Origin of the sequence: Flavobacterium commune (assembly GCF_001857965.1) — a bacterium.
Lineage (GTDB): Bacteria > Bacteroidota > Bacteroidia > Flavobacteriales > Flavobacteriaceae > Flavobacterium > Flavobacterium commune.
The window spans coordinates 1,033,677-1,058,808 of record NZ_CP017774.1; the positions used below are offsets into that span (position 1 = coordinate 1,033,677).

Annotated in this window: 20 protein-coding genes and 1 pseudogene; 15 read left to right on the top strand and 6 right to left on the bottom strand. The window is 35.4% G+C overall.

Annotated elements, in window-relative coordinates:
* Positions 1-11 precede the first annotated feature (11 nt).
* From BIW12_RS04455 to BIW12_RS04475, 5 genes are all read right to left on the bottom strand, one after another.
* On the bottom strand, positions 12-2,627 hold the full coding sequence (locus BIW12_RS04455) for an alpha-L-arabinofuranosidase C-terminal domain-containing protein (RefSeq protein WP_071183997.1): 2,616 nt from the start codon (positions 2,625-2,627) through the stop codon (positions 12-14).
* Between the two features lie 165 nt (positions 2,628-2,792).
* On the bottom strand, positions 2,793-4,904 hold the full coding sequence (locus BIW12_RS04460) for a RagB/SusD family nutrient uptake outer membrane protein (RefSeq protein WP_071186125.1): 2,112 nt from the start codon (positions 4,902-4,904) through the stop codon (positions 2,793-2,795).
* 52 nt (positions 4,905-4,956) lie between these two features.
* On the bottom strand, positions 4,957-8,454 hold the full coding sequence (locus BIW12_RS04465; RefSeq protein ID WP_071186127.1) for a TonB-dependent receptor: 3,498 nt from the start codon (positions 8,452-8,454) through the stop codon (positions 4,957-4,959).
* 152 nt (positions 8,455-8,606) lie between these two features.
* Positions 8,607-9,722: a FecR family protein gene (locus tag BIW12_RS04470; RefSeq protein WP_071183998.1), complete on the bottom strand. Its 1,116-nt coding sequence runs from the start codon at positions 9,720-9,722 to the stop codon at positions 8,607-8,609.
* 73 nt (positions 9,723-9,795) lie between these two features.
* A complete protein-coding gene (locus BIW12_RS04475; protein WP_071186129.1) occupies positions 9,796-10,404 on the bottom strand; it encodes an RNA polymerase sigma factor in 609 nt (202 codons plus the stop codon).
* Positions 10,405-10,746: 342 nt separating this feature from the next.
* Between BIW12_RS04475 and BIW12_RS16705 the strand changes: the two are divergent.
* The 13 genes and pseudogenes from BIW12_RS16705 to BIW12_RS04535 form a co-directional block, all read left to right on the top strand.
* Positions 10,747-10,842 (top strand): annotated as a pseudogene (locus BIW12_RS16705) (transposase-like zinc-binding domain-containing protein); the annotation flags it as partial.
* Positions 10,843-10,863: 21 nt separating this feature from the next.
* A complete protein-coding gene (locus BIW12_RS04480) occupies positions 10,864-11,166 on the top strand; it encodes a helix-turn-helix domain-containing protein (protein ID WP_140486086.1) in 303 nt (100 codons plus the stop codon).
* A 104-nt stretch (positions 11,167-11,270) separates the two neighbouring features.
* A complete protein-coding gene (locus tag BIW12_RS04485) occupies positions 11,271-11,831 on the top strand; it encodes an acetate uptake transporter (RefSeq protein ID WP_071184000.1) in 561 nt (186 codons plus the stop codon).
* Between the two features lie 53 nt (positions 11,832-11,884).
* Positions 11,885-12,079, top strand: a complete 195-nt coding sequence (locus BIW12_RS04490) for a hypothetical protein (protein ID WP_071184001.1) — start codon at positions 11,885-11,887, stop codon at positions 12,077-12,079.
* Positions 12,072-14,774 carry an ATP-binding protein gene (locus BIW12_RS04495; protein ID WP_071184002.1) on the top strand — a complete coding sequence of 901 codons (2,703 nt, stop codon included), beginning with the start codon at positions 12,072-12,074 and terminating at the stop codon, positions 14,772-14,774. The genes BIW12_RS04490 and BIW12_RS04495 overlap by 8 nt, the downstream gene beginning before the upstream one ends.
* Positions 14,771-15,133 carry a response regulator transcription factor gene (locus BIW12_RS04500; protein WP_071184003.1) on the top strand — a complete coding sequence of 121 codons (363 nt, stop codon included), beginning with the start codon at positions 14,771-14,773 and terminating at the stop codon, positions 15,131-15,133. Before BIW12_RS04495 ends, BIW12_RS04500 begins: the two co-directional genes overlap by 4 nt.
* A gap of 24 nt (positions 15,134-15,157) precedes the next feature.
* On the top strand, positions 15,158-17,065 hold the full coding sequence (acs, locus tag BIW12_RS04505; RefSeq protein ID WP_071184004.1) for an acetate--CoA ligase: 1,908 nt from the start codon (positions 15,158-15,160) through the stop codon (positions 17,063-17,065).
* 183 nt (positions 17,066-17,248) lie between these two features.
* Positions 17,249-19,054, top strand: coding sequence for a glycoside hydrolase family 13 protein (locus BIW12_RS04510; RefSeq protein ID WP_071184005.1), 1,806 nt, complete (start codon positions 17,249-17,251; stop codon positions 19,052-19,054).
* Positions 19,055-19,172: 118 nt separating this feature from the next.
* Positions 19,173-19,862 (top strand): glycerophosphodiester phosphodiesterase, encoded by a 690-nt coding sequence (locus tag BIW12_RS04515; protein ID WP_071184006.1) that lies wholly within the window; start codon positions 19,173-19,175, stop codon positions 19,860-19,862.
* A 110-nt stretch (positions 19,863-19,972) separates the two neighbouring features.
* On the top strand, positions 19,973-21,196 hold the full coding sequence (locus BIW12_RS04520; RefSeq protein ID WP_071184007.1) for a BaiN/RdsA family NAD(P)/FAD-dependent oxidoreductase: 1,224 nt from the start codon (positions 19,973-19,975) through the stop codon (positions 21,194-21,196).
* A 21-nt stretch (positions 21,197-21,217) separates the two neighbouring features.
* Complete coding sequence (locus BIW12_RS04525) at positions 21,218-21,571, top strand: iron chaperone (protein ID WP_071184008.1); 354 nt, start codon at positions 21,218-21,220, stop codon at positions 21,569-21,571.
* 23 nt (positions 21,572-21,594) lie between these two features.
* The gene (locus BIW12_RS04530; RefSeq protein WP_071184009.1) at positions 21,595-22,071 is read left to right on the top strand and encodes a YdeI/OmpD-associated family protein; all 477 of its coding nucleotides are present in this window, start codon (positions 21,595-21,597) and stop codon (positions 22,069-22,071) included.
* 109 nt (positions 22,072-22,180) lie between these two features.
* Positions 22,181-22,921: a carboxypeptidase-like regulatory domain-containing protein gene (locus BIW12_RS04535; RefSeq protein ID WP_071184010.1), complete on the top strand. Its 741-nt coding sequence runs from the start codon at positions 22,181-22,183 to the stop codon at positions 22,919-22,921.
* 80 nt (positions 22,922-23,001) lie between these two features.
* Here BIW12_RS04535 and BIW12_RS04540 read toward each other — a convergent pair whose 3' ends face one another.
* A complete protein-coding gene (locus BIW12_RS04540) occupies positions 23,002-23,478 on the bottom strand; it encodes a TspO/MBR family protein (protein ID WP_071184011.1) in 477 nt (158 codons plus the stop codon).
* A gap of 323 nt (positions 23,479-23,801) precedes the next feature.
* Here BIW12_RS04540 and BIW12_RS04545 point away from each other — a divergent pair, with 323 nt between their 5' ends.
* A complete protein-coding gene (locus BIW12_RS04545; protein WP_071184012.1) occupies positions 23,802-24,884 on the top strand; it encodes a diphosphomevalonate/mevalonate 3,5-bisphosphate decarboxylase family protein in 1,083 nt (360 codons plus the stop codon).
* Between the two features lie 26 nt (positions 24,885-24,910).
* Complete coding sequence (locus tag BIW12_RS04550) at positions 24,911-25,132, top strand: hypothetical protein (RefSeq protein ID WP_232227140.1); 222 nt, start codon at positions 24,911-24,913, stop codon at positions 25,130-25,132.

Here is a 25,132-nt window from a genome sequence, read left to right on the forward strand (position 1 = left end):
TTTATTTCTAATTATTTTTTGGTTTTTATTCGAATAAGCGAAAATGAATACGCTGGCAGTTCACTTGAAAACTCCTCGTTTACTGCAATAGTATCTGTTTTTGGCAAAGCCGTTTTACTATCTGGTGCTCCAGTTAACAACGTACGACTTGCATTGGAAGCCACTACTCCAAGATTTTTCAAATTCAATTGTGTATTTACCGAAACCGGAAGCATGTTAACCAATTTTACAATTAAATCATTGCTTTTACTATCGCGCACAACCGAAACTCCAATGCGTTTTCTAACCGATTCACTGGTATCAGAAATACTAATATCATTAGAGAAATAAACATCTCCTGCATTGTTTCCGTACATTTTTTGAACCTGATAACCCACTGTTGGTTTCACTTCCGAATTATTGAAATAAATAATATCCGGATTCCATTGTGTGTGACCTTCTTTGGCAAGCATTGGCGCAATAGAAGCCATACTTACCACATCTCCATTGCGTTCAATTGACGTTAAATATAAGGCTTCCGCCAAAGCTGTTTCGATATTATTAGGACGTCCCTGTAAAAAAGCAGCATATTCCCCAAGATATACTTTTGATTTCGAACGATCGTATTTATCATAAAAATCCTGATTATTGATAAACCATCCCACTGATTCGTAATAATGTTCGTCCACCATTGGAATATTCAATTTATCGGCAAGAGCCCAACCTTCGTTATAATCCGTTCCTTCATAAAAAGGTCCAACCGTACCAATAACGGTAATTTCGGGATATTTTGCTTTTACAGCATTAAAAATCATCGTAAAACGCTCTTCAAAAATATCCGTTATCAAATCTTCATTTCCTACACCAACATATTTAAGATTGAATGGTTTGGGATGTCCTGCTTCGGCTCTTTTCTTTCCCCATTTGGTATTCACATCACCATTGGCATATTCGATTAAATCTAAAACATCCTGAACATATTCGTCCATTTCACTCATCGGGATTCCGCCTTGTTGTCCGGCTCCGCCTGTTCCTGAATTTTGGCAAGGAACTCCAGCAGCTACAACCGGTAAAGGAGCTGCTCCCATATCTTCACAAAACTGAAAATACTCAAAATAACCCAATCCCATCGACTGGTGGTAACCCCAAAGATTGCGTTGTGGTTTTCTGGATTCTAATGGACCAATGGTGTTTTTCCAATGGTAAATATTCCCCAATCCATCACCATGAGCTACACATCCACCCGGAAAACGCATGAATTTTGGCTGAATGTCAGCAATAGTTTGAGCCAAATCGGCACGAAGGCCATTTTTACGCCCTTTGAATGTTTTTTGTGGAAACAACGAAATCATATCCAAGGCAATACTTCCTATATTTTGAGGAACAATCTCCAATTTTGCATCGGCTATTGTTTTATTGGAAACCAAAACAGCATTATATTTTTTCCAATTTACGCTGTTCGAATTAATAGTCGTTTCGGCATATTTTTCTCCATTTTCACCTACTAAACGAACCAGTAATTTTGTATTGGCTCCAGCCAAATTGCTAACAAAAACCGAAAAATCATATTTCTCACCCGCTTTCAAAGCAATCCCATCAAAACCTTCGTTGATAAATCCTTTTCCAACCTCAGCGATTTTTAAAACAGCATAATGCTTATTATTTTCATGAATTGGCGAAATTGAATCGATATTAAATGTATTTTGAGTTCCTTCAATAGTCCAGGATTTAGAACTATTCCATGATTTATCGTGACCTTCCTTGTCACTCAAAGCATATTCAAAATCACGATTCTGAATCAACTCAGCATACAATCCTCCATCAGCAGCATAATTGATATCTTCGAAAAACACCCCCGTGAGCATGTTGCTTATTTTTTTACTTTGAGAAGCTTCTACAGTAATGGTCGCATTTAGTGTTTTAAGTGAAGCAAAACGACTAGCATCGGTTTTTGAAGTTTCCCCATTCAATTGATTTTTATAAGCTACTAGTTGTTCAGCCTTAATTAAATCATTCACCACATCCCAGGAAACTTTGTTTACGGTTCCGTTTTGAACAATCCCAGCAATGGCAACAGCTTCCCTTAAATCGACACGCTCTGATTCCTGAATTGTTTTTGTAGCAGCATATTTTACAAAATCCGTTGTAGTTACAGCAAATAATCCATTTGTGGCATTAGCCGAACTCTTCCATGATATCGCAAAAATTCCGTTATTTTGAGAAACTATCGGTTTCAGGCAATTATTATCTTTCATGACCACAGGATACGACTGACGTCCCCAGCTAATCAAATCTTTAGAAGCCGCATGCGCAAAAGTTCCATCTTTATCATTCAAACTCCACACACAATGCCACATTCCGTCAACAGCCTTAAAAAGATAAGGCGCTATCATCTTTTTTTGAGAACCCCATCTTCCATAATCGGAATATAAAAAATTATAATTCTGCCCTACCGAATACCAATTTTTTCTGTCGACACTCCAGGCAAACTGTAATCCTGTTCTACCCGATAAATTTTCCGGAGTATAGGCAAATAAATATACTGAACCCGGATGGGCTAACTTTATATTGTTGTTTGCAAAAGTTGGTAAGACCATTACAAAACTCATTATAAATGCAACAATACTCAGTTTCATTTTATTTTTCATTGGTTTTATTCTTTATAAAATTAACTTGTCCTGTTTTTTTTAACAAGAAGTCCGAATTAACAAATGTAAAAAAAACATTTATTAATTCAAGCTTAAATAATTATAAAAAAAATACCCTCAAAAAGTAAAATACAATTTGAGGGTAATTTAAAAACAAGAAAAATCTTAATTCGTTATGTATCCTGGGTTTTGCCAAGCTCTTGCCTGTGCTTCAGTTAAATTAGAACCATCATCATTTCGTAAGCCATCTATAAAAGATTGCGGTATAGGACGTAATTCATGTTTGTTAGCAGTAATATTAGGAGCTGCTTCTGTGTTAAACGCTTTAGCACGGGTGATTAAGGTTCCAGTACGCGATAAAGTTTCCCAACGTTGCCATTCTCCTAATAATTCACGAGTACGCTCGTTTAATATAAAGTGTAAGGCACGCTGGTAATTAGAACTTGCTCCAACCTTAGTCATTACAGCTTCATCTTCAGCAGGTAAATTAGCCGGAAATGAAGTTAATTGTAAATTAGACGCAGCTGTAGTGACAGCAAGAGTAGGATTAGACAAATAATACGTATTCATATTCAAATTAGAATTGATATAATTGGTTGCATTTGTCCCTGTATTTAATCCATTCGTTTCAAACGCTTGTGAACCATCTCTATAATATGATCTATTTTCTCCATTTTTCCATTGGGCTCGGGCACGAATGATATTAATATCTCCCATTGCTTCAGCATATTGTCCTAAACGTGCATAACATTCAGCTCTAACAAGATAAGTCTCTCCCAAACGTGCCATAGTTACATCACGTCGTGAATCTCCTCTTTCTGCCTGGCGAGATCCATCTTCGGTTTTGTTGATACCTGCAAAGAAGTTACTGAAACTAGTACCTGTCCCGAATGTTGGAGCTACATAAGTTCCATTTTTATACAATACTAATGAGTTCGGAGAATAGTGTCCTACTTTGGTAGTTAAAGATCCGGAAGTAGCTGTTTGACGAGAACCAACAGTCCAGGCTGGCAATCTACTATTATCATCTCTCCATGTTGGATTTTGGTTGGTTGACCCAAAAGTATAGCCATTATAAGTAGCATCGTCTTTTGTATTTAAAATCATTACAATAGCAGGATCGCCAAGTTGAACTCCGTTTGGATTTGCTCCTACAATAGTATTGGCACCATAAACGGTTTTAAATGTTTTCCACATACGGGAGTCATTGACGTGATCATAAACGGCATAACTGTACTCAGTAGGACGACAACGTTGAAAATCCATACTTCCAATCCATACCCCACGGCGAACCCAACCTCCTGCAAAATTTGAGAATTGAGGAGCGAAATAATTGTAGGTACGGTTTCCAAAACGTCCTGCTGTAATTGGGTCTGCATTGTGTCCTGCTGCCATAAGAATTTCGTTTTGTTGCTCAGCAGCCGAATCCACTCCAGTCCAGTTTCCGAACAAATCTCTATAGTTGCTCGTTAATGGACCTCGAGCATTAATAGCATAAGTACAAGCATCAATAGCTTCATTCAAATCTGCATCTTTGTAAGCGCTGTTCCAGGCATCATTTCGTTCTGAAGAACGGAATAATAAGGCTTTTGCTAGGAAATGTGCAGCTGTAGCCTTTGTCCATGTAATTCCTTTACCATAAGTAAAAATTTCTCCTTCAAACAAATTGTAAGCATTACGGAAATCAGAAATTACTTGCTCCCAACATTGTTCGTCAGTAGAACGGGTAAAGTTACGTACAATTCCAACTACAGGTTTAGTCTGTAATACTACACCTCCATATTGAGCAGTAAGACGATAATAATTGTATCCGCGAAGGAAATAAGCATGTGCTAAACAACGGTTCCTAACTGTTAGGTCTGAAATTTTATTGGCATTGGCAATGATTCTATTGGCTGACGCAATACCAAAATACATCTGATCCCAAAGTGCTTCCGGTCCTGTTGCGTTATTATTTGCAGCTCCTAAAGCAGGAGTTGCTCTAAAAGGTGCTAAACGGTTATCATAATTATTCCACATTTGATTGGTTAAGTCATTCGCATTGGTAAACTCATCCGTTCCGTAAAGTGTAATTCCATAAGCCCATTCAAACCCAAAATGCCATCTGATGTTACCGTAAAGTGATAGGGTTAAAGCTTCAAGTCCTTCTGCTGTCTCAAAATAATCTGTTGAATAGCGATTTGTTTGCTCTTCATCCAGAAAGTCTTTGGAGCAAGAGCTGAAAGACAGTCCCGTTAATAGCAGCAGACCGATTCCTATATTTTTAAATTTATTCATTTTACTATATTTTAATATTATTACTTTGTTAGATTCGTTATAACGTATTTTACTAAAATCCAACTTCAATTCCCATAACAAAACTACGATTGAAGATAGTTGAATTAGTGTCAAAATCATACCAGTCAACTGATTGATAAATACTACCAGGATTCACTGCCTGAGCATAGATTTTTAAATTAGCTAATCCAATTGCTGAAGTGTATTCTTTAGGGAAATTATACCCTAGAGAAATATTACGGATTTTTACAAAAGAAGCTTTTGTAAACCCAAGAAGTCCTGAATAAGGATCTCTTGATCCGGCAGATGCTTGTCCTAACAATGGTTTTTGGAATTCAGCATTTGGATTATCAGGAGTCCAGTAATCTACTTGGCGTTGGTTGCTTGTTCCTGTCAACGCTTCTCCACCTAAGGAGGCTGTATAACCCATACGTCCGTACAATAGTGCTGATAACTCAAAGCCTTTGTAATTGAAAGTATTACTCCATCCCATAGTCCAATTTGGATCACTATTACCTATGATTGTTCTGTCTTCAATAGTCATGTCGTAGTCCCCGTTTTGATCTTTTGGACGTACATTACCTGGTGTAAAATTATAGCCGTTAGCTTTCCATAATGCCATTTCGGCTTGGTCTTCAGGGGTGTCTTGCCATAAACCTAAGTTGTCAAAACCATATCGAACACTGATTTGTTGGCCGATGAAGCGTGTATCCTGCACCATGTCGTTTTTACCATAAGCCAATCCTTCAATTTTATCTTTTTGCCAGGCTGCATTTAAACTACTTTCCCATGTAAATCCACTTTCTGTTTGTATAGGAGTGAAATTTAAAGTAACTTCAACTCCTTTATTACTGGTTTTTCCTATGTTAGCAATAGTTCTGTCGTAACCTGTCAATGTTGGTAAAGCTGTGTTCAATATTAAATCATTTGTAAAGGATCTATAAAATTCTATACTACCGCTAATTCTATTTTTAAGAAAACCAAAATCAACCCCAAGATTGTATTGCGTCGTCTTTTCCCAACCCAGTGCAGGGTTTGCCATTGGTGTTAAATCGCCTGTGTAATAAGGTTCATTGGTAGTATAACCTACTTGATTACTTATTCCATTGAATGGGAGATTTAAGTTTCTGATATTTCCTTTAGTGTCATAAGGGTCTATAGCAGAGTTCCCAACAGTACCAAATCCCAAACGAAGTTTAAGGTTGTTAATCCAGTCAGTGTTTTTAATAAATTCCTCTTGATCCAAACGCCAGGCTAAGGCTGCTGAAGGGAAGAAATCCCATTTGTATCCCTCAGACAATTGAGATACCGCATCATAACGTCCTGAAACGGTTAATAAATAACGGTCATCAAATCCATAATTAAAACGACCTAAATACGAATAAATTTGACGTTGTATAATACCAGAACTCATGCTTGCACCATTATTAGCATTTGTTAAATCGATATCGCCTAAAGCATTCCATAAGAAAGAAGGTTTAGCAATGTTACTTGCTGCTAAAGAAGAGAATTCTTCATCCCAAGAAGATGCACTTTGTACTATAGTAGCTCCCACCTTGTGTTTACTAAAAGTGCGATCATAGACAATCATGTTATCCAAAGTCCAAGAGAAATCACGTTCGTTTCTCAATCGGGCAAAGTTTCTTCCAGGAGTACCATTTGAATTAATTCTGTGTGAAGAAGTACCGTCAATATAAACCCCTTCTCTCCAATGACGAAAATCGGGGCCAAAATTAAATTTGTAACTCAATCCTTTTAGAGGTTCCCAAATTTTTCCTATTTCAATAGTGGCAGAAATATTACCTAAAGCACGCATAGTTTGTGACAATTGAGTGCTTTTTTTCCATTCGTCCATTATGGTATAGATTCCATTTTCTCCACCTGGATTAATTATTAAGTTGCCATCCGCATCATAAGGAACAGCCATATTAAAAATAGATTTAGCTGCTCCGTAAATTGCATTAGGTACAGATCCACTACGTCCTCCTAAAGTGGACATACCGAAATCTTGTTCGCTCCATGAAATATTCAATGAAGCATTCAATTTAAACCAATCTACAGGTGTAATGTTGGTTGTCAATTTTGTAGTATAACGAGAGTAGTCTTGCCCTCTTTGTGTTCCTTTGTTGCTTAAGTAACCAAAAGAAACGTAGCTATTTACTTTTTCAGATCCACCACTACCACTGATTACGTGTTCATTCATGATACCTGTACGGGTTACAAAGTCAGTCCAATTGGTGTTAGTTACCTTTGAGGGATCCCATGTTCCGCTTTCCCAACCTTTCAATACATTATCTCGTGTAGCGTTAACGTCTAAACCACTGGCAAACAACTGAAAATCACTAGCATAGGTAGGTGAGTCTGGGTGTGCATATTGGAATGAGTTTGGATCTAGCATACTTGAGTTATATGCCGCCCAACGTTTGAATTGAATAAAATCAGCTGCACTCATTGATGGGGAACGATCTACAATGTTAGTAGTTGTTAATGTAGCTGAGTAATTCAAATTGAATCTTCCGGATTTCCCTTGTTTTGTTGTAACAATTATAACTCCGTTTGCACCACGAGAACCATAAATAGCCGTAGCAGAGGCATCTTTAAGAACATCAATAGATTCAATATCTCTAGGATTCAAAGTTTCAATAGCTGAAGAAGATAACAATGGTACTCCATCAACTACATAAAGAGGATCGCTGGTAGCATCTAATGAACGTCGTCCACGAATACGAACCGTTCCAAGTGTCCCTGGGCGTTCACTGGTAGTAATATCAACACCGGCTGCCTTCCCTTGTAAAGCCTCCATAGCATTGCTTACTGGTCGATCATTTAATTCTTCTGCACTAACTCTAGTAACAGCTCCCGTTAAATCTGATTTTTTAACGGTACCATACCCAATAACAACAACTTCTTCTAAACTCTGTGATGATTCTTTCAAAGTAATTTTAAAATCGGTTTTATTTGCTACCGGGATTTCTACAGTATCAAAACCAATAAAAGAAATCACTAATATTTTAGCTGCATCATCCACACGAATAGAAAACTTTCCATCCATATCAGTTGAAGTACTGTTAGTGGTTCCTTTTACAAGAACACTTGCACCCGGCAACGAAAGTCCATTGGCATCTACAACTACCCCTGTAAGTACTTTTTGTTGTTGCTCAACTGCAGAAACACCAGGTGCTTCGTTTGATTTTGCTTTTTGCAAAACAATTTGATTACTAACAAGAGTGTAAGTAATGTTAAGCGGCTTTAGCACTCTTGAAAGCACTGTTGATAAGACTTCATTAGTCGCTTCAACACTCACTTTTTGATCAAAAGCAACCATTCTGGAATTATAAGAAAACTTAACATCGGCTGATTTTCCTAATTCAGATAATGCTTTATTTAAGTTCATATCAGATATAGAAATAGTTACTTTGGTATCTAATTTTCCTTGTCCCAGGCTATTTGCCATAGTCACAGTTGAGAAAACCAGCGCTAATACAAATTGGTATAAAGTCATCTTCATGAGTCGGATTAGTAATCGTTGTTTTACTACGGTTTTTTTCATAATTTTGGTTTGTTTATTAATTAATACTATTTGTGGGTATTCTAAGAAACATTTCAACCCCACTTTGCAGAGTGAGGGTGAAGCTTTAGGCGTCGATGATGTTGCAGCATATCGACGCTGTTTTTTATATTTTATTTCGCTGTTTTTTTCATCTAATTACATCCTTTAGAAACAATAGTTATTTGATTTCCGTTCATGGTATAACTGGAATTCTCACCAATACTCTTGCATATAATCTTTAGTTTTTCAGGCAATGGCTGATCACTCAAAGAAGTCGTTAAATGGCATTTTTCTAATTGCTGTTTTGGGTAATCAATCTCCACAGAATAAGCCTGCTCTATCGTTTTAAAAATTTGAGCTACAGGAATATCACTAAACTCGAAACTCAATTGTTCTATACTTTTTACCGAACTACTGATGGATTTATCCAAAGTGATATCAGTAATTTTATCAAAAGTTTTGTTTTTTCTCTCAAATCGTAATGCCTCATTAGGCAACAGCACGATTTCTTCCTGAGATGAATTTCGAATTAATTTCTCAGCATTTACTTTTACCTTTCCTGTTCGTACTACAACCTCCACATCCGATTGGTCAGCATAAGCTTTGATTCTAAAACTGGTTCCTACAACTTTGGTAACAATCTCATTGGCATGAACAAAAAATGGTTTTTTGGGATTTTTGCTAATTTCAAAAAAAGCTTCTCCTGATAAATATACATTTCGCTCATTACCTTCAAATAGCTTTGGATAACTTAACTTACTCTTTGGTTGCAACAATACTGAACTCCCGTCAGACAAGGTCAAAATTTGAGGTTTATTTGAATTATTAATTTGCTCAATCAAGCCATCTTCATCCAGATTACTTACTATTTGTTCGTAATTAGCAGCATATCTTTCAGTACTGAAATAATTATCATAAGCATAAAACGACAGCAAACCAACTACCAGAATGGCAGCAATTTTTCTAAACCAAGAAGTATTCCACAACTGGATTAGCTTGAGTTCCATTTTACTTTCCTGTTCTGCTTTTTCAATTTTCATCCAGGTATTTTGCAAAGCAGCATCCAGCTGTTCCTGTGACACATTAACCTCCGGAACTTCCATAGCTAACAACCACAAACGGGCTTCTTCTACCAGTTTTGCCCGCTTAGGATTTTCCAAAGTCCATTCTTCCCAACCGTTCGAATCTTCTTTTGACCGCATCCACAATCGGAATGACTCATCTGCCAAAAAATCTTCTATTTCACTATATTGATTACGATTCTTCATTTAAAAAACTATATTATTCTGTCTTAATAAGGACAGCATCCAACTTTCATACTCACTAACTTCTAACTTTAATTTATATCCAATTAGCCCAAAAAACTAATATCAAAATTAAATTCCCCTTCCACTCCTTACGAATATTTACCAAGGCACGATGCAGTAAATTATTAGCCGACTGGTAATTAACATTCAAAATCCCGGCAACTTCTTCCACATTCAAACCATGATGATACCTTAAATACAAGGCCTCTTTTTGTCTGGCCGGTAAAACATTTAATAACTTATTCAAATGCGCCACTTTCCCGGCAGTCAATTCATCCGAAATCAACTGATGCTCTACCGAAAAATCCAGTAAAAAAGCAACTGCATCCACCGATGTTGTTTTGCTGAAAATTTTATCACGCTGCTGTAAACGCACAATACGTTTACGAACACTCGACAGCAAGTAGGCTTTTACCACTACTGTATCACTCAAACTATTTCTATATACCCAGATATCAGTAAAAACATCCTGAACACAATCCTGAATTTTTTCAGAAAAGGACGAGAATGAATTCCCGTACTGAATCAAATAACCATAGTACCTCTTAAAAAGTGTCGAAAAAGCTTTCTCATCCCCGGCTTTCATCTCCAACCATAGTTCGTTATCATCAAGAACTGTGTTATGTAAAATTTGCTTTTTCAAATTCAAAAGTTTATTACTTAAATTACTATTTTGTTATTCCTGAAAACTTATTTATTATCTTAAAAAAGAGTTACCAATAAAACAGCAACTCTTTTTACCAACTATATGACTAACCAAAATCACATTCAAAAAAGTTCTTTCCTATATAAAGGACATCTTTTTTATTATATACTCATTAAATTATAACTTTTTTTTAATTTCACACAAAAAAAACCTAAAACCCTTATTCCCAATCACAGTAAGACGCTCATTTTTTTGCAAAATTCATTAGTATAAAATAACAAATAACGTTTTATTGAAACATATTTGCTAATTTAGTATATTTATGCAAATTTTATATACATGGAAGATATCAGTTGCCCAAAATGCCAGGAAAATAAAATAGTAAAAAGTGGTGTTATTAACCAAAAGCAAAGGTATTTATGCAAAAAATGCAACTATTTTTTCACTGTGAGCAAATTGGGAAAAAAAATAGACGATTACTATGTTACCAAAGCCTTACAACTTTATCTCGAAGGATTGAGTTACAGAGAAATCGAACGCATTATTGGCGTTTCGCATGTAAGCATAAGCAATTGGATAAAATCTTTCAATATAAAAAAACCGGTAAACACTAACTACCATCCCACATACAAAATACTAAACCACTTAGAACTAGTAGAATATATAAAAAACAAAGAAACCATCTCAGGTGCAGGAATGATTATCACCGAACTGGGTGATAAATTCATGCTTATCAAATGGGAACGATTTAAAAAATAACTATACTCTTTACAATTATATATATATTATTTTTTTATACAAACAAAAAAACTGAATTTGCTATCCTATTTAACCCAAAACAACCTTAAAATTTTAAACCAATTATGGAACAAGTACTAAAAGACACTACTGCCAATCCAGCTCCACTGGGACTCTTCGGCTTCGGAATGACAACTATTTTATTAAACATCCACAATGCAGGATTCTTTGATCTCAATGCGATGATTATGGGAATGGGAATATTTTTTGGCGGAACACAACAGGTTATTGCCGGAATTATGGAATGGAAAAAAGGAAACGGTTTTGCCATGGCAGCCTTTACTTCTTATGGTTTCTTTTGGTTATCATTGGTTGCTTTATGGCTGCTGCCTTTAATAGGTGTCAACAAACCTGATGGCGCTTCAATGGGATGCTACTTAGGGATGTGGGGATTATTTACATTTGCTTTTTTTATAGGAACTCTAAATGGTAATACCGTTGGAAAATTGATTTTTGGCTCACTGGTAATTTTATTTGCGCTATTAGCAGCAGCTAGTTTTACAGGAAGTGAACAAATTCATACCATTGCAGGTTACGAAGGAATTTTATGCGGATTTTTTGCTTTTTACGAAGCAGCCGCAATTGTAATTAATGAAAAATTAGGTAAACAGCTTTTACCTTTATAAAAAATAACATGCAATAGCCTTATTCATTTAAGGCTATTGTATTTTTTAGTTCAATGAAAAAAAGACATGAACAAAAATTAATTATCCTTTCAATGCTGATGATTTTAGCATTGAACATTCCGCTTATTCTATTATTTGATAGTTCGAAACCCTTATTTGGTTTCCCTATTACTTATATCTACATCTTTTCGGCCTGCTTATTTTCAATTGGCACCACCTACCTAATTGTAAAAAAATATTATGAGTAGTCTGGGGCTGTTGTTAATCTTAGCCATCTATGTAGTAATGCTTTTTTACATTGCACATTGGTCTGAAAAAAGAAGCCATTCTAAATGGACTAACAACCCTTATGTTTATTCATTTTCACTGGCGGTTTATTGTACTGCCTGGACCTATTACGGTAGTATTGGTTTAGCAGCACAAACCGGTTTGGATTATTTACCCATTTATTTAGGCCCAATAATCATTATTCCCACCTGGATTATCATCCTTAAAAGAATTATCCGAATTTCGAGAGTCAACAAAATAACCAGTATTGCCGATTTTATTTCGTTGCGTTACGGCAACAGTCGATCACTGGGAGCCTTAGTTACTTTAATTTCTATTTTCGGAATTGTACCCTACATTGCCTTACAGCTAAAAGCCATATCCGATACTTTTCACGTTGTTACCAAGACACAGGCGAGTTCCAATATTTTTACAGACAACACTACTTATATTTGCATTGCCTTAGCACTATTTGCTTCTTATTACGGTAACAAATACGTTGATGCTTCCGAAAAAAGACGCGGAATTGTAACCGCCATAGCCATTGAATCGATTTTAAAATTAGTCTTCTTTTTGATTATCGGCATCTATGTAACTTATTTTGTTTTCGATGGTTTTGACGATATTTATACCAAAGCATCCGTTTTAGAAAACTTTGACAAAAAAAACACCATCGGCAATTTGACTAACGGACTCAACTGGTTTTTCCTGTGTCTGATTTCTATGTTTGCCATTTTTATTTTACCAAGACAATTTCACACCGCAATTGTCGAAAACAATCAGGAAAAACATATTCGAACTGCCATTTGGTTGCTTCCGCTTTACTTATTACTTTTTAATGTTTTTGTATTTCCAATAGCCTGGGGAGGCAACATTCTTTTTGGAACTCAGGGTTTGAATTCCGATACTTATTCATTACTAATTCCGCAATATTTCAACAATAATTTCTTAACCGTTTTAGTATTTCTGGGAGGATTTTCAGCAGCCATTTCGATGATTATTGTTTCTTCGATTACACTTGCCACTATGCTTAGTAACAACCTTTTAATCCCTTATGGTTTTATTGGTTCATTAGAAAATGTTTCTCAAGAAAAAAACACCAAAAGAATCGTTCTTAGTCGAAAAATCGGAATCTTTTCGCTCATCATTCTAGGCTATATTATCTATCGTGTTTTTATTTTAGATTACACTTTAGTTTCCATCGGATTAGTTTCTTTTGTTATTATAGCTCAATTAGCTCCTGCATTTTTCGGAGGTTTATTTTGGAGAAGAGGCTCTAAAAAAGGGGCTATAACCGGCATTATCCTTGGCTTTTTAGTTTGTTTTTATACCTTATTAATTCCATACGCACTTGGAACAACAAACTCAGCGAGCACCTTTGTACAGAAAGGCCCTTGGGGAATCGCATTATTAAAACCTTTTCAGCTTTTTGGACTGGATTATTTAGAACCCATTCCACAGGCAGTTTTCTGGAGTTTATTAGTCAATTTTCTAAGCTATATGGCGGTTTCGGTAAGTTTTAGCGGTAATTATCGCGAACGCAATTATGCTGAAATGTTTGTTGATATTGACCGATACATCACCAATCACGAGAATGCTTATGTATGGAAAGGAACAGCCAATATTTCGGATGTTCAAAAAATATTAGAGCGTTTTTTAGGTATCGAAAGAACCCAACGCGCCATGACTATTTTTAACCTGAAATACAATATTGACAAAGACAATAAGATTGCCGATGCACGTTTTATCAAATTTGCCGAAAATTTACTCACAGGTCATATAGGTACGGCTTCCGCCAAAATAGTCATTTCCAGTGTAGCCAAAGAAGACAAAATAAGTCTGCCTGAGGTTTTGCGAATTCTGGAAGAATCCAAAGAAAACATCATCATCAACAAAAAACTAACCGAGAGTTCGAATGAGCTAAAAATATTATCAGAGCAACTTCAAATTGCCAATAAAGAACTCATTAACAAAGACATTCAAAAAGATGAATTTCTGGACACGGTAACCCACGAATTAAGAACGCCCATAACAGCAATACGTGCCGCTACCGAAATCCTGCATGACGACGAAAATATTCCTGCCGAAGTACGCCAAAAATTTCTGCAAAATATCATCTCCGAATCCGACAGACTCAATCGTTTGATTGACAAAATTTTGGATTTAGAAAAATTTGAAACCGGGAAACAAAAAATTTATCTTTCTAAAAACAATATCTGCCAAACCATCAACAACACCCTTGAATCGCTACAACAATTAATAGCCAACAAAAATATATATGTTGACTTTAAAGACCAATCCCGGGAAGTAAAAGCCTTTTATGACGAAGAGCGCATCATTCAGGTATTGCATAATCTATTTTCGAATGCGATTAAATTCTGCGAAAGCATAGCCGGGAAAATCACTATTAAACTAATCGAAAATCCTGATTTTGTATCCGTTAGTATCCACAACAATGGAAAAGAAATAAAACCCGAAGATTTTGAAGCCATTTTTGATAAATTTTATCAATCCAGAAATCAAAACCTAAAAAAACCCATAGGAAGCGGTTTAGGATTAGCTATTTGCAAAAAAATTATTGAACATCATAAAGGAAAAATATGGGTGGAGAGCTCAACCGGAAAAGGAACAAGCATTATTTTTACATTACCCAATTACAATACTACTGAAAAATGAAGAAAATATTAATTGTAGATGACGAACCTAATATTGTAATGTCACTGGAATACACTTTTAAAAAAAATAATTTTGAGGTATTCATAGCCCGCGACGGACAAGAGGCATTGGATATTTTAAAGAACCAATTGCCGGACATCATTATTCTCGACGTGATGATGCCTATGGTTGACGGTTACAGTACATTGGAACAAATCAAACAAGATGCCCGATTGGATCATTGCAAAGTGATTTTTATTTCGGCAAAAAACAAAGAAAAAGACATTGAAAAAGGACTCGCATTAGGAGCTAATTTATACGTAACCAAACCTTTTTCTCTGAAAAAACTCGTTGAACAAGCCCAGGAATTAATAAACTAACAAAACTAAATACAAACAAAAATCATGAGTCGTTACAAGATTAGTAATTTCGAAGAATACTTTAAAGAGTACAAAAAATCAATCAAAGACCCGAAGAAATTTTGGGACAAAATTGCCTCTGAAAACTTTACCTGGTACCAGGAATGGGACAAAGTAGTTGATTTCAACATGGCAGAAGCCGAAATAAAATGGTTTGTAGATGCTAAGGTAAATATCACCAAAAACTGTATCGATCGCCATTTAGCTAAAAAAGGAGACAAAACAGCTATCATTTTTGAACCTAACAATCCTGACGAAGCTTCACAATCGATCACTTACAATGAATTACACCAACGTGTAAGCAAAATGGCAAATGTTTTATTGAGCCAAGGAATTCAAAAAGGAGATCGTGTATGTATTTATTTGCCTATGATCCCTGAATTAGCCATTACTACATTAGCTTGCGCCCGTATTGGAGCCATTCACTCAGTAGTTTTTGCCGGATTTTCAGCATCGGCTGTTGCTGCCCGAATTAACGATAGCGAATGTAAAATGGTGATTACTTCTGACGGTGGTTATCGTGGAAATAAAACCATTGACCTAAAAGGAATTGTTGACGAAGCATTGGTTAACTGTCCATCGGTAGAAACGGTTTTAGTTGCTCAAAGAACCAATACGGATATCCAAATGAAAGAAGGACGTGACTTATGGTTAGCTCCTCTAGTGGAAAAAGCATCAGACAATAATGCTGCCGAAATCATGGATGCCGAAGATCCGTTGTTTATCCTTTATACTTCGGGTTCTACCGGAAAACCAAAAGGAATGGTACATACAACAGCAGGTTATATGGTCTATACTGCTTATACTTTCCAAAATGTTTTTAACTACGAAGAGAATGATGTTTTCTGGTGTACTGCCGACATTGGCTGGATTACCGGACATTCTTATATTTTATACGGTCCGCTATTAAACGGAGCTACCACTGTTATTTTTGAAGGCGTTCCTTCTTACCCTGATTTCAGTCGTTTTTGGGAAGTAATCGAAAAACATAAAGTAAACCAATTCTATACGGCACCAACAGCCATCAGAGCTTTGGCCAAAGAAAGTTTAGATTATGTACAAAAATATCCTTTGAGTTCGTTAAAAGTAATTGGTTCAGTTGGAGAACCTATCAACGAAGAGGCTTGGCACTGGTACAATGACCACGTGGGCGGAAAACGTTGTCCTGTTGTGGATACCTGGTGGCAAACTGAAACCGGAGGAATTTTGATTTCACCAATTCCTTTCATTACACCAACAAAACCAACGTATGCCACTCTCCCTCTTCCGGGAATCCAGGCTGTTTTGATGGACGAAAAACGCAACGAGATTGAAGACAATCAGGTAGTAGGAAGTTTGTGTATTAAGTACCCTTGGCCTGGAATTGCAAGAACCATTTGGGGTGATCACAAACGTTATAAAGAAACGTATTTCTCTACTTTCCCGGGAAAATATTTCAGTGGTGACGGTGCTTTACGTGATGAAGTGGGCTATTACAGAATCACAGGTCGTGTGGATGATGTAATTATTGTTTCAGGACACAATTTAGGAACTGCTCCTATTGAAGATGCCATCAACGAACATCCGGCAGTTGCCGAAAGTGCTATTGTAGGTTTCCCTCATGACATCAAAGGAAATGCTTTGTACGGTTTTGTAATTCTAAAAGAAACAGGAGAAAAACGCGACAAAGCTAATTTGGCTAAAGAAATCAACCAACATATCGCAGATCATATTGGTCCTATAGCGAAATTAGACAAAATTCAATTTGTTTCCGGATTGCCAAAAACCCGATCCGGGAAAATCATGCGACGCATTCTTCGTAAGATTGCCGAAGGGGATTTTTCAAACTTTGGAGACACCACAACTTTATTAAATCCGGAAATTGTGGAAGAAATCAAAAATGGAAAACTATAAGTTTCAACCTTATTTTTATATAAAACCAAAAGCTACTCAATAAACCGGGTAGCTTTTGGTTTTTCTAAAAGTAATTATTCAATTTAAATTCATATCAAAACGCTATATTTTTACTACATTCGTTAACTAAGAGTAAGCATAACGTTTTTGTTTTTTACCGCTATGCTTTAATTTCTCTATTTTATGAGTACTGCGTTAAACAAACAAATACAAAGAATCGAACCACCATTTTGGTTTTCCGGAATGCACAATCCTGAACTTCAAATTCTTTTTTACGGAACCAATATCAGTCAATGCCAAATTACAATTGAAAACAGCAATGCTATTACCAATGTAAAACGCACCGAAAATCCCAATTTTATTTTTGTAACCATCAACACGCAAAAGATAAACACTACCGAAATTGATTTTGTCTTCAAACGTAAAGACAAATCGGGTTTTATTCAAAAATATGAATTAAGAAAACGAACGAAAAACTCCGCTACTCGTAAAAGTTTTGATTCCTCAGACAGTATTTATCTTTTAATGCCCGATCGTTTTGCAAACGGAAACAAGAACAATCAAAACGACACTAAGACTACCGAAAAATACAATAGGGAATTGCCGGGAGGACGACATGGCGGCGATATCGAAGGGATAATTCAAAATCTGGATTACATACAATCACTGGGAATTACCACTATTTGGTGTACGCCACTTTGTGAAGACAATGAAGCTGAATACTCTTATCATGGCTATGCCCAATCAGATGTTTACAAAATTGATCCTCGTTTTGGTACTAACGAAGATTATGTGCGTTTAGCCAAAGAAATCCATAACAGAAACATGAAACTAGTTATGGATTATGTAACAAATCATTGGGGATTAGCCCACTGGATGCTCAAAGATTCGCCTGCAAAAAACTGGATTCATCAATTTGAAAATTATACCGAAACCAATCACAAAAGAAGTACGATAAGCGACATTAATGCGTCAAAAATTGACCGTAATATTTGTTTGAGCGGCTGGTTTGTTCCCTCAATGCCCGACTTGAATATCACCAATCCCCTAGTTTTCAATTATCTTTGTCAAAATGCCATTTGGTGGATTGAATACGCTAATTTGGACGGTTTTAGAGTCGATACTTACAATTATTCAGAACCCGAATACATCTCAAAATGGACTAAAGCCATTTCCGATGAATACCCCAATTTTAATTTGGTAGGCGAAATCACCATGCGCAATCAGGGTTTACTTTCTTATTGGCAAAAAGACAGTCCCATTGCTAAAATCCAAAACTTTAATTCACATTTATCCAGCGTAATGGATTTTGCCTTATCCGATGCTTTACAAAGTGTTTTCAACGAAGATGATGACAGCTGGGATCAGGGAATCACCAGAATTTATGACATCCTTTCGAAAGATTTTTTGTTCCCAAATGTGAATAATTTATTGATTTTTGGTGAAAATCACGATACCAGACGACTGAATCACATTTATAATAACGACATTCGAAAATACAAAATGGCAATGTGTATGCTCGCTACTTTGCGCGGAATTCCTCAGTTGTATTATGGTTCCGAAATTGGGATGGCCGGTGATCAAAACCTAGGCGATGCCGATATTCGAAAAGATTTTCCCGGCGGTTGGGAAAATGATGAAAACAATGCTTTCCTTCCCGAAACTCGTTCCGAATGTCAAAAAGCCTATTTTGATTTCACTTCCAAATTATTCCATTGGCGAAAAACGAATGCTGCCGTACATTTTGGAAAAACAACACATTATATACCAGAAAATAATGTGTACGTTTATTTTAGATACAATACTAATCAAACGGTAATGGTATTGATTAACAACAATCCCGAAAATCAAGAAATCATGACCAAACGATTCGAGGAAAACATTAAAAATCATATCACTGGAAAAGAAATCTTAACTGATTTATTTTTTGACTTATCTCAAGCAATTCCTATCGAAGGCAAATCGGCTTTGATTTTGGAATTAGAATAAATTCATTACCGCAAAGCTCGCTATACTTTTTGAAAACTTAGTGTTTCTCCGAGTTACTTTGCGAATATTTGTGATAAAACTGAAAAAACTTTGCGAACTTTGTAATTAAAAAAATACTATGCTTAAAATAGGTCATCGCGGTGCCAAAGCTTACGAAGCCGAAAACACCTTAGCCAGTTTTCAAAAAGCAATTGACTTACAAGTTGATGCTATTGAACTCGATGTGCATTTAAGCGTCGATAACGAACTCATGGTTATTCACGATGAAACCATTGACAGAACAACCAATGGAAAAGGCAAAGTCAATCAATTTACCAAAGCCGAATTGCAAGATTTTTGTATTGAAAACCAACATAAAATTCCAACTCTCCAAGAAGTTTTTGACTTAGTACGCCGTCGTTGTTTTATCAATGTCGAATTGAAAACTTTTGAAACCGCTGCCAAAGTAGTCGATTTAATCGAAAAATACATTCGGGAGAAAAACTGGGAATACAGTGATTTTTTAGTTTCCAGCTTCGATTGGGATGCCTTAGAAGAGGTTAATTTTGTCAATTCCAAAATCCCAATTGCGGTACTTACCGAAACGGATTTAGATAAAGCTCTGGCTTTCGCCAAAATAATTCAGGCAAAAGCTATCAACCCTGATTTTCAATTATTAAACATTGAAAACACAAGAAAACTACAGGAAAACGGCTTTGAAGTATATCCCTGGACAGTCAACGAAACAGCCGACATCAAAAAAATGCAATCCTTTAGCGTAAACGGAATCATCTCCGATTTTCCAGACAGGATTTATTTTAAACCATAAGAGCATTATAGTATTTTAAAAGAAAAAATCACTCAATATTTCTTAATTCTCTTAATGGTTTAAAAACACAAAACAACTTAATATTTCTTAACTCCCTTAATGGTTTAAAAATGAATTCAAATTTTGACATCATAATTGTTGGCGGTGGCGCAGCAGGATTTTTCACAGCCATAAATATTGTCGAAAAAAACCCCAAATTAAAAGTAGCTATTCTGGAGCGCGGTAATGAAGTTTTGCAAAAAGTCCGCATTTCTGGGGGTGGTCGTTGCAATGTAACCCATGCCTGTTTTGAACCTAATGAATTAGTAAAATTTTATCCTCGTGGTGAAAAAGAATTACGCGGTCCTTTTCATCAATTTTGTTCTGGTGATACCATAGAATGGTTTGAAAAACATGGAGTAGCGTTAAAAATCGAAGAGGACGGCAGAATGTTTCCTGTTTCTAATTCGTCCCAAACCATTATTGATTGTTTTCTGAAGGCAACCCAAAAACTAGGAATTACAGTCCTGACCGGACAAAGCGTACAATCGATTTTCAGTCCCGAAGTCTCGGGAGAATCGGTCTGGAAAATAGACACTCAAAACCAACAATTTATTTGCGAAAAATTAGTAATGGCAACAGGCAGTAATCCTAAGATTTGGGAAATGCTGCAACAAAAAGGTCATGCCGTTGTGAGTCCTGTACCTTCCCTATTTACTTTTAATATCAAAGATTCCCGAATTAAGGAATTACCAGGTGTTTCGGCACAGGTTTCTGTAAAAGTAAAAGACACTAAACTCACTTCAACCGGTCCTTTGTTAATCACTCATTGGGGTATGAGCGGACCGGCTATATTAAAATTATCGGCTTGGGGTGCACGCATTTTACACGATAAAAATTATCAATTCACGATTTTTGTGAATTGGCTCAACGACATTGAAACCAGCGAAGCTGAAAAAATCCTGAAAGACCTAAAACAGGAACATGCTAAAAAAACGGTTTCAAAAAAATCTCCTTTTGAAATTACTAATCGACTATGGGAAAGCTTAGTTCTTGCTTCCGGTATTTCCACCGAAACCAAGTGGGCCGATTTATCGAAAACTCAATTACAAAATCTGGCCAAACAATTAACCAATGCTACTTTTCAAGTCAATGGAAAAAGTACTTTTAAAGAAGAATTTGTAACTGCAGGTGGAATTGATTTAAAAGAAATCAATTTCAAAACCATGGAAAGCAAATTACATGAAAATCTTTATTTTGCTGGTGAAATCGTTAATATTGATGCTATTACAGGTGGATTTAATTTCCAGAATGCCTGGACCAGTGGGTTTATTTTGGCGAATGGAATTTCTTAAATATAACTAATCCCTTTTAAAATGGAAGAAGTAGAAGAATATATTAACACATTTCCCATTGAAATTCAAAAAATAGCACAAGAAATAAGAAACATTATTAAAAATGAAGCTCCGGATTGTGTTGAAAGAATTTCTTATGGAATGCCGGCTTACAAAACATTCGGAAAGCCATTAGTCTATTTTGCTGCCTACAAAAATCACATTGGTTTATATGCAACTCCTTCAGGACATACACAATTTTCTGAAGCATTATCAAAATACAAGCAAGGCAAAGGTTCTGTTCAATTTCCTCTTGATGCGCCTATCCCTTATGAACTAATCAGAAAAATAGTTGCATTTCGTGTAAAAGAAAATATGGAAAAATTCAAGAAATAAAGTCTTATAACCAACATCAAATAATGGAAAAACCTTTAATCAGTAAAGAATATCTTTTAGAAAAATTCCCGGGAAAAGGAGGTTGGACATACGCAGCAATTCCAGAAATACTACAAGATAAAAAAACTCCTTTTGGTTGGGTAAAAGTTCGTGGAAGTATTGACGATTACGAATTAAAAAATTACAAACTCATGCCCATGGGAAACGGAAAATTATTTCTTCCGCTAAAAGCTGCAGTTCGAAAAAAAATAGGAAAACAAGCCGGAGATTATGTAAAAGTGATTTTATACAAAGACGAAAATCCTTTGGAAATTCCAAATGAACTAGAACTCTGCCTCAAAGATGAACCATTGGCTTATGAAACTTTTATCAACTTAAAAGAAGGTGAACAAAAAGCATTTATTGATTGGATTTATTCGGCAAAAAAGGATGAAACCAAAGTAGAACGAATAGCAAATACTATAAACAAAGTGATAAAAGGAGAAAAATTACACCCCTAATACTTTTTAAAAATCAGATTTTAAATCATCATAATTAACAAGTATTTACATAATTTTTAACTTTTTAAGACCAATAACTTTACTACTTTTACCTCAAAGTAGTATTTGTATGAAAAAACTAGCTGTCATTTTATTGATTACGATTGTTCAATTTAGTTTTTCACAATCCAGAAAAGTAATCAATGGTAGTGTTTTCTCTCAAAATCTACTCATCCCAGACGCTGAAATCATCAACCTTTCTACAGAACGAAGCACAACTACCAATGCTAATGGTGAATTCTCAATTGCTGCAAAAATCAACGATAGCATCCTGATTTTCCATAAAGATTATGAATTGAAAGGGATCAAAATAAGCTCCGATGATCTTAACACAACCAAAATTAAAATAGAAATTACACGAAAAGCAGAAGAACTTAAAGAAGTAGTGGTTCATCAGGTTAATATTGATTGGAAATTGGATAAAAAATGGGAGAAAGAAAAAAATCATGAAATTGCCATGGAAAAAAAAGCCAAAGCTTTAAAAAATTCGGGCGTATATAATGGAACGATTGAAAACGGAATGGATTTTGTCAAAATAGGAAAAATGATTTTTGGTGACCTATTCAAAGGAAAAAAAGAAAAAGCCGAGAATCCTGAAGCATTCAAAGAAATTGCTGCGGCTAACTTTGATCAAAAGTTCTATACCGAAACTTTACAATTAAAAAAAGAAGAAATGGAAGCCTTCCTTACTTTTTGCAATTTTGATCCCGAATCCAAAAAAATGTTATCCAAAAATTCGAACAATCTTGAATTAATGGATTTTTTATACAAAAAAAGCGTTGAATTCAAGAAAATCAACGCTCCGGAATAAATCTTTTTATTGTTTTTTTGACATTAAACTATTGCAATTATTATTTAGTTATTGTCATTGATTTTTGCAATTGCAATTACCTATCTGTTCAACCACCAAATACTGGCATTCAACACAGCAGCAAAACTCACCCAAGCCAAATATGGAATCAACAAATAAGCAGCTATTTTATTGATTTTAGCAAATTGAATATAGGTTTCATAAATTAGCAACCACAAAAGAATAATTTCAATCCCGGCTAACATAGGGTTGTGCAATCCAAAAAACAGGTAGGACCACAAAGCATTCAATCCCAACTGGATGATAAAAAACAACAAAGCTTTCTGAACAATTTCACTTTCGTAAGCAATTCGGTCCCAAACCAGTCCAGCAGCCACTCCCATCATCACGTATAGCAGAGACCAAACAGGAGCAAAAACCCAATTAGGCGGATTAAAACTTGGTTTCACTAATGTTGGATACCAATCTAAAATTGCCGAACTCGTAACAATACTGGAAGAATATCCTACGCCTAGACAAATAGCAACTGCAACAATTATTTTAGTAATCTTATTCATTATTCTATTTTTTTCCAAAAATACTAAACTCTACACCGATTGAACAAATAATACAATCAACGTATATTCCTAGGCAATAGCACTTAATTTTTTTTGCCACAAATTACACAAATAAACACAAATTATACCTCATTTTAATTACACGAATCATTAAAGCAGATTGAAATTTGTGTCATTCGACTTTAATCATTTGATTAGAATTAGTGACAATTGGTGTAATTGCTTCGCCAATTCGCTATCTCTCGGGTCGTGTCCAACTTTTTTTAAAAGCGAACACCTTGCATATAATTCAAAAAAGTATCTTTGCGCAAATTTTATCATTCATGTTTACAGCAAACGATTTTATTCCAACTTCCTATTCAGAATCTATAGAAAGTGGTAATTTTCAATGGAGCGCACCCAGCAATATTGCTTTGGTGAAATATTGGGGGAAAAAAGCGAATCAAATTCCAGCTAATCCTTCGGTGAGTTTTACGTTGAACAACTGTAAAACGATTACCAAATTGGCTTTCGCCAAAAAACAGAATACGGATAATTTCTCTTTCGATTTGTTTTTTGAAGGAAAACCAAAAGAAGATTTCAAGCCAAAAATCCAAAAATTCTTTGAAAGAATCGAAATTTATTTGCCGTTTTTGAAAGATTATCATTTTACAATAGATACTCAAAACACCTTTCCGCACAGTTCAGGAATTGCTTCTTCAGCATCAGGTATGGCAGCTTTAGCGATGAACTTAATGAGTCTGGAAAAAGCTTTGAACCCTGCAATGACTGAAGATTATTTTTATCAAAAAGCATCGCTATTAGCACGATTGGGTTCAGGAAGTGCCTGCCGAAGCGTAAAAGGTCAAGTGGTAACTTGGGGACAGCAAAGAAACATTAAAAGGAGTTCGGATTTATATGGCGTGGAATTTCCATATAACATTCACGAAAATTTCAAAAACTATCAAGATACTATTTTGCTGGTTGACAAAGGAGAAAAACAAGTTTCGAGTACTGTAGGTCACGACCTGATGCACAATCATCCTTTTGCCGAAAGACGATTTGCACAGGCACATGAAAATCTGGACAAATTAATTGTAATTTTTGAAAATGGTAATCTGGAAGAATTCATTAAAATAGTCGAAAGTGAAGCCCTGACTTTACACGCCATGATGATGACATCAATGCCTTATTTTATTTTAATGAAACCAAATACATTGGAAATTATCAATAAAATTTGGAAATTCAGAAATGAGACCCAAATACCGGTTTGTTTTACTCTTGATGCCGGTGCTAATGTGCATGTTTTATACCCAAATAAAGATAAAGAAAGCGTTTTGCAATTTATTAAGGACGAATTAGTTGGCTATTGTCAAAATGGGCAGTACCTTTGTGACGAAATTGGAACAGGTGCTATGCAATTGTAATTTTTGTATCTTTAGTAAAATTTTAGATGATGAATATTCAATTAGAAAAGTTAGAATTGATAAAATTATTGGCTGAAACCAATGATGAGTCTATTATTGCATCCATTAAAAACATTTTTAATTCAAAGAAAAAAGATTTTTGGGATGATTTGACTGAAGAGCAACAAAATACAATAAACGAATCTTTAGAAGAATATAAAAAAGGTGATTTTTCTTCTTTTGATGATTTTATAAAACTACATCTTTAG